The organism is Hallella seregens ATCC 51272, assembly GCF_000518545.1.
In the GTDB taxonomy this organism is placed as follows: domain Bacteria; phylum Bacteroidota; class Bacteroidia; order Bacteroidales; family Bacteroidaceae; genus Prevotella; species Prevotella seregens.
The window spans coordinates 1-6,328 of sequence record NZ_JADU01000044.1 but is presented as its reverse complement, the minus strand read 5'-3'; the positions used below and the strand labels follow the sequence as shown (position 1 = coordinate 6,328).

Here is a 6,328-nt window from a genome sequence, read left to right as displayed (position 1 = left end):
TTCCTTGTGCCTCTTGACGCCAGGGAACGGCCCATACTGCTCGAAATTATCGAAGACAGGCATGAACGGAAATCCATCATCATAACCTCACAGTACCCTGCGTCCAACTGGTATGACATGGTGGGGGACCCGACAATAGCAGATGCCATTCTTGACCGTATCATTCATACGGCGCATACCATAGAATTATATGGCGAAAGCATGCGTAAGTTAAGGGCTAAGAAAAGCCAGAGTATCTAAAAGGGTAAAATAAAATTGACCCCTGCACCAGAACTTTACAAGGGGCAATCATGTTGTGGCCAACAGGAGCAAATTCTACTTGGCCAAAAGGGTCAAAGTAGAGTGGCTTTTCCAAATAATATCGATTGCATTTTAGTTAATAGTAATTATTTGTTCTTTAAGGAATATGTTATGGGGCTTTTGTTTAATAGATTTTCATTAGAATTTCCTGTAGATCCATTTTTTCAGCTTTTCACACAAAACTATCTAATAGAGAATACATCTTCTCAAGAAAGAAATCTCCTTTTAGAATCCATAATACAACAAAAAGTATATATAGTAGATGAAACTTATGCTAATAGCCTTCCTAAGAAGAGTATTGCAAAATTTACAGGAGATAGAATGATTAAGTTTATGCCTTTTACTGACAAATAATATTCTTCAACTTTTTGATATATTTGTCAATGGTTTCTGAACCTTTTGGCTCTGGTTTTGCGCTATCGTTGGCAGATGAAAGGTCAGTGCGTGTTAATGGTGTATCTTTGGTTTTTCCCAATATGAGCTTACTGCGCGCAATGGTAGACTGCCATTCATCAGTAACGTATCCCCGGAGATTAAGACTTTGCATGAGATACGCAAGTAGTCGGTTATTGTTTGATTTTAGTACGCCTTTCAGATTACAATCAAATAAACTTTTAGTAATCTTTGGTGAAACACTGGTCGTAAAAAGTTTAACTTCATTGATGCAATCAGTTAGTATTTCAATCTGTTCTTCCGAAAAATCAGATTTGAATGGATTGATTTCATTGCCAACAATCATAGGTTTTTCTTTTGGCGGGCTTGGCTCGATGTTATCATAGACAATTGTAGAATGGCGTTGAAAAGACTTCTTGATTTCGCTTAGTTCTATTTTTTCAATCTCACATTTTAGATAATGTGAATAGCGTTCATAGAGAATAGCATCAATGAGGGATGAAAACATTGGAAGGTCTTCATCGTACAAAGTGTGATTCTCAAAATACTTACTATAATCAAAAGTAGACAAATCAAAGTTAGAATACTTTCCCATTTGCTCTTTGTTCAGTGATTCATAGAAAGTGCTATCCCATAAAAAATTATTTTCGTTATAAGATTCCTCTACGCACGAAAGGGCAGAATACTTCATGTATATAGAGGATAGTTTATCGGTAATTTGCAAAAACTCTTCCTGCAACATCCCTTTAAGAATCATTGTGCCGATACATTCTTTCTTTCTCATAATATTTCCAATAAGAACATTGAAAGTTTGCATAACGCAGTGGTTCACGAAACTTTGTATCTTGGTTAGTTGGGTTTCAAGTCTATCATCTTCCATATTATTCTTTAATATAAGGTAAGTATATCTGCAAAGGTAGCACATCCGTAGCAAATAATAGCAATAATTGGAAGGAAACAGAATAAAAGAAAACGATTTGCGTTAATTAAACCTAAATAAACTATGCCAAATACAGTCAAAGTACACGCTTTCTATAGTATTGTTGCAAAGTACACTTTTAGTACACATTGAAAAAGAAAAATCCCTTGCAAATCAGCGATTTACAAGGGATTTATAGTACCCAGACCCGCATTTGAAATATTAAATATGGGAACATTTAGATTAATTCTATTAAACCTTACAATTAAATATAAATCACTTGTAATCAATGAAATAAAGAAAAGTTATATTTATTCTGATTGAAAATAATAAAAATATATTTAGGATGATTGGGAACAATTTGGGAACAAATTAGTATCTTTGCAACAGAACTAAAAACAACGATTATGAAGGTTACCGCATTCATTCGCAAGACAGCAAAAAAGAACGATACAGATAGTATGGCAACTATCTATTTTCGTTTGCGTGACGGAAAGAAAGACATTAAGGCTGCAAGTGAACTTGTTATCAACCCCAACCATTGGAGTAGCAAGAAGCAAGGATACAAAGATCGTGTTGCGCTGGTTTCAGAAGAAAACAAATCGCATTTATCTCAAAGTATTCAGGATATAATATCAACGATAACCAAACAATACACGACAGAAGCTGATAATGAATGGTTGGCTATGATTATTGACAAATATCATCACCCCAATCGATATAAGACAGAAGAAGAGTTGATGCAGGAAAATAAACCTAAACTTTTGGAACTCTTTGCCAAATTTCTTGTTGAACATAAATTATCTGCGGTACGTGTGAAGAACTTTAAAGTTATTCAACGTTCTTTGGCACGATATGAAATGTATGTTAGAACCATTAAACGTGGATATCATGATTTTATTCTTGATGTTGATGAGGTGACTGCTGACACGTTAAGGGATATGTGGGATTTCTTTGAAAATGAGTATATCTACTATGAGAAATATCCTAAATTGTATGAGACCTTTCCTGAAAAAAGGGTTCCTCTACCTAGAGGTAAGAATACCTTAATAGACCGATTTTCCCGTATAAGAACGTTCTTTATATGGTGCTACGATAAGAAAATCACAACCAACCGCCCATTTGATGAGTTTCCATTAGACGAATGTACCTATGGAACACCTTATTACATTACCTTAGATGAGCGTGACCAAATATTTGATGCAGATTTATCTGAACACCCACAGCTTGCTATTCAACGAGATATTTTTATTTTTCAAACTTTGATAGGTTGTAGAGTTAGCGATTTATATCGGCTGACCAAAAGAAACATAGTCAATGAGGCTATAGAATATATCCCTAAAAAGACCAGAGAGGGTAATCCTGTAACCGTTAGAGTACCCTTGAATAGCAAAGCAAAGACAATATTAGCTCGTTATAAGGACTACGAGGGCAAAAAGTTATTTCCATTTATATCAGAACAAAAGTATAATGTAGCTATCAAACGCATTTTCCAAGAAGCAGGCGTAGATCGGATTGTAACAATCTTAGACCCTCTGACACATGAAGAGGTGAAGCGACCGATATACGAAGTAGCAAGTAGTCATTTGGCAAGACGAACATTTATTGGCAATATCTATAAAAAAGTAAAAGACCCCAATTTGGTTTCTGCATTATCTGGACACAAGGAGGGGAGCAAAGCCTTTAGGCGTTATAGAAATATTGATGAAGAAATGAAGAAAGACTTGGTAAAACTTTTAGACTAAATCCAACGATGAAAGAAAGTTTTGAAGATTTTAAACGGCTTATTAAAGAGTGGCTTGATACACATCCGAAAGAATATGGCTCATTTGTTGAGGAAATGAACCGTAAAGATAGTGCAGGTTTCCAAAAGGTCTTTATGCTAGTTGTGAAGATTGTACCGAAATATAAAGATGAGGTCAAGAAAAGAATGCTCAACGATACATTAAAGGAATTTTCCTCTTTGGAAAATATGTTAACTAATTCAGACCTTGCTGAACGATTGGTACATGAATTTCATAATACTGACAGGAAATCAATAGTTCCAGCAATGCTCGCATGGTTATATTTTGGTCGTAGCTATGAATGTATGATAGAACATGGTGAAGCCCTAATTCAAAACAGTAAAACCAACCGACTACACAAATGGCTACTTTCTTTAATGGTAAAATATATTATTCACAGAAGTATATCACTGGGAGAAAGAACAAAGGAAGATTGGAAGAGATTTCAACAATATAAGAAATCTATAGATTCCAATAAACTTATTGAATCTGCTTTAGAGGAAGAACTTACTGACGAAGAGTCTTTGGTAATCAACAAGAGACGTGGTAGACCTAAAGATGATAGAACTTTAGAAGAACTTATAAAGATAGAAAATAAAGAAAGACTACTTGAAAAGATTAGAGCTAGGCTATTGACCAAGCCTACAGAGAAAGATATTGTTTACCTCAAAATAGCTTTGGAAGAAGAAAACTTGCTTAGAGAATGTGACATTGCACCATTCTATAGAGCATTATCTGATCATTATAATATTCGCCTGATAGGGCTTCGAGGTATTCAGAAAGCCTATAAGGATCTTTCTGAAACCATAGGAAAAACAGGAATAAGGTTGATGGATAGAGGAGAAGATCGTACTTCGATAGATGAAATCAAAGTCTTTTTATCAGAATAAAAGTTCGTTTAATTCGCTAAATATTTATATGAATTAAGTGTTTGGCAAATCGTTGAAAATCAATTATTTCACGATATAAATTTGCAGTCGTCATCTCAAATGAGGTGGCGACTTTATGTTTGTTAACCCACCGACAACAGAAAGTCAAACAAGCAGGTGGAATCTAAAAATTATGACTGATATTTTGTCTATCATTAAAGGTTCTAATGCCCATGTGCGATTAGAGGTATCTGGTGAGGATTTGTTGGCATTTTCCAACGATCTCATTAACCGTGCTAAAGACGAGCTAACAACTATTGTTGAAGAAGCACGCAAAGAACGATTTCTTTCAAAAGAAGAGGTAAAACAGCTTTGTGGTGTCTGTGATGCAACCTTATGGCATTGGGGTAAAAAGAACTATCTAAAGCCTATAAAGGTTGGTAATAAAGTTAGGTATAAAATGTCTGACGTGCAGAAAATTTTAGGAAATCACACTTCAAATATCTAACTTATGGAACAGGATGTATTCATTCGCGTTGGCACAACCTTATACAAGATTGTGAACCAACCACGCATTAATGGTGGTTTTGTCAAGAAGCGTATTGTGTGGAACAATGAAACGTTACGCCAGGACTATGGAAAAGATTTCATTGCCACCGTCCCGAAGTATGATGGTTTCTGCACTGTTCCCAATCATGTGGATTATCAACCTGTAGTTGATAAGTTCCTCAATCTCTATGAGCCGATAGACCACCTACCAAAAGAAGGAGAATTTCTGCACATTGAATCATTGATAAGACATATCTTCGGTGAACAGTATGAGTTAGGCATGGATTATTTGCAATTGCTTTATCTCCAGCCTGTGCAGAAACTTCCTATTCTCTTGATGGTATCAGAGGAACGCAATACGGGCAAGAGTACGTTCCTTAATTTCCTCAAAGCTGTATTCCAAAACAATGTTACTTTCAACACCAACGAGGATTTTCGCAGCCAATTCAATGTTGATTGGGCTGGTAAACTGCTCATTGTCGTGGACGAGGTATTACTCAACCGTAGGGAGGATAGTGAACGATTGAAAAATCTCAGCACAACGCTTTCCTACAAGGTGGAAGCCAAGGGCAAAGACCGAGACGAAATCTCCTTCTTTGCCAAGTTTGTACTGTGCTCCAATAACGAGTTGCTCCCTGTCATTATAGATGTGGGAGAAACCCGATATTGGGTAAGGAAGATAGAGCGTCTGGAAAGTGACGATACCGACTTTCTTCAGAAGTTGAAAACCGAGATACCTGCCTTTCTTTATTTTCTCCAGCACCGCACACTGTCTACCCAAAAGGAAAGCCGTATGTGGTTTGCACCAAAGCTGACCTTTACACCAGCCTTGCAGCGCATTATCCGCAGTAACAGAAACAAGTTGGAGCTTGAAATGTCAGAGTTGTGTCTTGACATCATGGAAATGAATAATGTCGAGGAAGTCTCTTTCTGTATCAATGACATGATGCCACTTTTGAGTAATACACAATGCAAGTACGACAAAGGGCAGATAAGGAGAGTTGTACAGGATATCTGGAAGCTCACACCTGTGTCCAATACGCTGACCTACACTACGTATCAACTTAGTTACAACACTCTGCAGTATTACTCTCCTATTCGAAGGACTGGAAGGTTTTATACAATCACCAAGGAGCAACTCAAGAGTTTATAAACAACATTATACCCATTATTTTGATGAAATGATGAATAGGTTATATAAAGCTTTCAGTACAAGTCGTTTACGTTCTCATCTTTTATTCATCGTGGATATTCTGCTGATGAAAAAAGAAAAGGATGATATTCTTCTTTTCGTCAGCGATTCCATTTTGAAGAATAGTATGATGAGGGCATGATGAGTTTTCAACTATCTGATAACCATATAGATAAAATCAAATTCATCAAATCATCAAATTAATCATCACTTTAACTTCTATATAATTATGAATATAGACCAAATTAAACAGATAAAGTTGCAGGACTTTCTTGCAACAATGGGCTGTAAGCCCGTCAAACAGTATGGTGTCAATCTCATG

7 protein-coding genes and 1 pseudogene are annotated in these 6,328 nt (G+C 36.1%); 7 read left to right on the top strand and 1 reads right to left on the bottom strand.

Annotated elements, in window-relative coordinates:
• Both L888_RS13665 and L888_RS14535 read left to right on the top strand, forming a co-directional pair.
• The coding region (locus L888_RS13665; RefSeq protein ID WP_044249219.1) for an ATP-binding protein at positions 1-240 on the top strand (240 nt) is incomplete at its 5' end.
• Positions 241-255: 15 nt separating this feature from the next.
• The gene (locus L888_RS14535; RefSeq protein WP_156925003.1) at positions 256-654 is read left to right on the top strand and encodes a hypothetical protein; all 399 of its coding nucleotides are present in this window, start codon (positions 256-258) and stop codon (positions 652-654) included.
• Here the strand turns inward: L888_RS14535 and L888_RS0110835 are convergent.
• Positions 641-1,573, bottom strand: a complete 933-nt coding sequence (locus L888_RS0110835; RefSeq protein WP_027952906.1) for a hypothetical protein — start codon at positions 1,571-1,573, stop codon at positions 641-643. The two genes, L888_RS14535 and L888_RS0110835, sit on opposite strands and share 14 nt — an antisense overlap.
• 446 nt (positions 1,574-2,019) lie before the next feature.
• On the opposite strand from L888_RS0110835, the gene L888_RS0110830 reads away from it, so the two are divergent.
• The 5 genes and pseudogenes from L888_RS0110830 to L888_RS14945 form a co-directional block, all read left to right on the top strand.
• Positions 2,020-3,357 carry a site-specific integrase gene (locus tag L888_RS0110830; RefSeq protein ID WP_027952905.1) on the top strand — a complete coding sequence of 446 codons (1,338 nt, stop codon included), beginning with the start codon at positions 2,020-2,022 and terminating at the stop codon, positions 3,355-3,357.
• 8 nt (positions 3,358-3,365) lie between these two features.
• Positions 3,366-4,286 (top strand): DUF6043 family protein, encoded by a 921-nt coding sequence (locus tag L888_RS0110825; protein ID WP_023924940.1) that lies wholly within the window; start codon positions 3,366-3,368, stop codon positions 4,284-4,286.
• A gap of 172 nt (positions 4,287-4,458) precedes the next feature.
• Entirely contained in the window at positions 4,459-4,773 is a 315-nt protein-coding gene (locus tag L888_RS0110820) for a helix-turn-helix transcriptional regulator (protein ID WP_027952904.1), read from the top strand.
• Positions 4,774-4,776: 3 nt separating this feature from the next.
• Positions 4,777-5,967, top strand: coding sequence for a primase-helicase family protein (locus L888_RS0110815; protein ID WP_027952903.1), 1,191 nt, complete (start codon positions 4,777-4,779; stop codon positions 5,965-5,967).
• 268 nt (positions 5,968-6,235) lie between these two features.
• Positions 6,236-6,328, top strand: a pseudogene (locus L888_RS14945) (toprim domain-containing protein); the annotation flags it as partial.